1 protein-coding gene is annotated in these 2,811 nt (G+C 47.3%); it reads left to right on the top strand.

What is annotated here, in order from left to right; genetic code table 11:
* Positions 1-315 precede the first annotated feature (315 nt).
* Positions 316-2,700 carry a hypothetical protein gene (locus E4O92_RS00700; RefSeq protein ID WP_135187825.1) on the top strand — a complete coding sequence of 795 codons (2,385 nt, stop codon included), beginning with the start codon at positions 316-318 and terminating at the stop codon, positions 2,698-2,700.
* Positions 2,701-2,811: the final 111 nt, after the last annotated feature.

Here is a 2,811-nt window from a genome sequence, read left to right as displayed (position 1 = left end):
TGCCGGGTGGTGTGGCAGGGGATCGGTCAGCACGCTGACCGCCCCTATGCCGATTGTGGCGCCCGGTCGGACGCACCTACTTTGGGGTGAAGTCCTCTACCGTCCGGCAGCACTTGGGGTTTATAGAATGAACGGTCATTTGCGGAACCGCACATACGGCGGGCGTGAGAGGGCGGCGCGGATATCCCCGCCTCTATTCGATCGTCCAAAGTAATTGAGAGTGCAAACGTTACTTCTAGTGCCTTTATGGGGCTTATCTGTGGTATCTTGGCTGAAAAACAGGTCAAGATTGGCCATTACACGGGATAAAACGTCATGGAACCTAAGAAGGCAAAACTGCTGTCATTGATCTACTTACTCCGAGCGGCTGGCGTAACAGATAAGTATCGAACTCCGAGCGCCATTAAAGAACTCATCGTCCTTTCGGATGCGGGTTTGTTACTTTTAGAAGCAATGAAAGCCCGATTGCCTGAGGAGTCTGAAAATGGTCTGTACTTCGGATTTCTACTAGATCTCTATCATAAGGAATTTTGGGTCGACGTTGAACAAACAGATGTTGGCGCACTTATCGAGCTTTTTGACAAAATGTTTTTTGAAGGATCGTTGCGGCTTCCTTGGATGTTTGGTCGGGATCTTTACGATAACTACTACAGACTGTTCACGGACGAAAAAGACGTTTTGAGTTTACAGGAGACTGCCGACTTGCTCCAAAAAAGCCCACAGGGCGTTGCACAGATCGGCTCCTTGATCGTGGGACCGTTCGGGATAATCGACAGCAGTAAAACTTATCGGCCGATCTTTCCAGCGAAAAAGATCCCACTGTGGCATTGTAGTGACACTGGTTGCGAACAGCTGCATAAGGTTGAACTCACCCTCTCTCGAATCCCGGAACAGCGGCTAGCTGACGAGATAAATGATGCAGCTGTTGAGTTGTTAGGTGAGAGAGTTGACTGGTCAATGAAGTTTAGGGAAACCTTCCCGCACCAATATAATTACTACAATAACGGAAACGTAAATGATATTGCGGCTGTGCTGACCAGTTGTCTGAGTCCCGTCGAACTGAAGACGTTATGTGCCCAACTTTTAGTTGAGCATTCAGCGACGATGCGTTGCCATATTAAAATGCGTGGCCCGACTGAGGCACTTTTCAAGAATACTGCCTCCGTTATTGCTAGCAAATTCACCCGCGAACAATGCCTTCAGATCGTACTTACCTTGGAGGACAAAATTATCATTGATGCGCTGGAGAAGATCATCCATGAAAGACTGATCCATATTCCAGCATCAGAGACTAGATGGCCACGGTTGGGAGGGCGAGGACCTGCTGGTTGGTTGGGAATGTATTCGGAAATAAGTCAGTTCGGATTCAGACAGCTTTCTAATAGCTTCCCTGATATCACTTTGGCAATGGCTCGTTTGCGAAAGATGATTTTGGACTTTTATTCTGATCGAAAAATTCCTGAGTCCACTTTAACGCACCTCCTCCGATTTAGCCAGGGAGCTACTGTGTTACAAAAACTGGATCAGCATATCAACAGTAGTGATCCCAGACAGGTAATCCGCGATCTAATATCAATACACGACAAGGGCTTGGCTCAGTGTCTGGAATACCTCAAATTTGGTTTTTCTCCGGATATTAACTGCGCTGAAGACGAGGCAGTCCTCATTAATAAGATATTATGGAAACTAGGGTTTTCGGTCGCCGCGCACGCTACTGCCCTTCGAACGTTCGAGGCAAGGCTGGATGCCTTGCTACATTCTTCACGAGAAATAACGAATTCATCTGAGGCAGAGAGAGAGCGCACAAGGAGCGCTGCCGTAAACCTCTTTGTTTCGCTCGAAGAGCTCCTCGATTTGACGCTGTCCTATTCAAGCTGGCTATTCCTGAGCGATCACTTTGGCAGCACGCGATTTCGCTTTAGCATCACAGAAGGCCGTATCATTGCGGCGCGACATCTTTCAGGTAAGAAGATTGGCTCTGGAGATCGACTTGATCTGAGGAAGGACGGTAAGAATACATTATTTCCACTTATCGAAGGGCTTGATGTTCTCGGCAATCATGTTCGAGCGCTCCGAAAGAAGAATTCAAAGAAATTTCTCCGGAAAGTCGGTGACGAACCGGGGTATGCGGGAAAAAATCCCTTGGAAATATTCCCGTTTATTCATACACTATTTTTGTATGACGTCAGCGATGCAGATATTGCTGCCTGTACGAATTTGCTGCAACAGGCTTCGTCCTTGTTGAGGCAAGGGAAAATTTGTGAGGTGCGTAACAAACTTGAACATAGGCGTGAAGATTTCCCTTCAAAGGAAGACATTGAACGATGCTGCGATTCAGTATCTAAAGCCCTCAAGAATTTGGTACTTGCTGGCCTTTGCCCGGTCGACTATTATCGAGTTGAGACCAAAATTGACGCATATAATCGTCGGGTAGAAATCTTCGAAAATTACAGTGGACACAAAATTAGTGTCAACTGCTACCCAAGCCATCTGCTGTCCTACAATTCGCCGAGCGACGGACCGATAGTGATTACACCAATGGTTCATATTGGCGACAGTGCTGATGTCTTCTATGCAGACATTGTTAGCGTGTCGGAGTACGTCGAAATGTGGAAAGATTATCCAAAGAGGCGTGAGAGTTCCTCAAAGACCGGCACCACTGCATTGGCGAACAATGGGGAATCGGTCAATGTAAATTAGTTTGGAAAATGTTCCGCTAGAGATCACTGACATGGACGGCAACAATCACGAGTTCATGATCACCAAGGACAAGCAAGTGCTGGTGCACGACGGCCAGGTGGTGAACAAGGG

Origin of the sequence: Massilia horti (assembly GCF_004614195.1) — a bacterium.
Classification (GTDB): Bacteria; Pseudomonadota; Gammaproteobacteria; order Burkholderiales; family Burkholderiaceae_D; genus Telluria; species Telluria horti.
The sequence above is the reverse complement of the archived record's forward strand: the minus strand, read 5'-3'. Positions and strand labels throughout refer to the sequence as shown.

Excerpts from the sequence above, each read along its gene's own strand:
- E4O92_RS00700 (WP_135187825.1), top strand. The coding sequence starts at position 316 with ATGGAACCTAAGAAGGCAAAACTGCTGTCATTGATCTACTTACTCCGA.